The sequence below is a fragment of the Streptomyces sp. 8P21H-1 genome, from assembly GCF_013302945.1.
Genome location: NZ_JABTYA010000108.1, coordinates 1 through 341, shown reverse-complemented (window position 1 = coordinate 341; position 341 = coordinate 1). Strand labels below are relative to the sequence as shown.

The following is a 341-nucleotide window of genomic DNA, read 5'->3' as shown; positions in this document are numbered from 1 at the left end:
GGTGTCGTGATGACGACGGCCGATGCGGCCGCCCGCGGCGCCAGGGTGTCCTCCGGGAGGTCCGACTCCATGAGGTGGTCCAGGAATCGTGCGGGCGCATCGCCAGGAGACCGCTCCACAGCGCGTCGGGCCGCCGCGAAGAGCGCGACGATGGCATCGAGGACGCGGTCCGCTTCCTCGGCGGCGAGTCCCGACCCCTTCGATGCGTCGACGAGGGGCCGCTCCAGACGGCTTCGTTCCCAGAGGCCCCAGAGGAGCTCCTCGACCGAGGCGCTTCCGACTGCGCTCGCGGCGGCGGCACGCAGATTGTCTGCGAGCGACTGCGCCTTGCGACCTGTGCG

General features: G+C 71.8%; 1 protein-coding gene. It reads right to left on the bottom strand.

What is annotated here, in order from left to right:
- The coding region (locus tag HO151_RS06970) for a hypothetical protein (RefSeq protein WP_217422778.1) at positions 1 to 341 on the bottom strand (341 nt) is incomplete at both ends.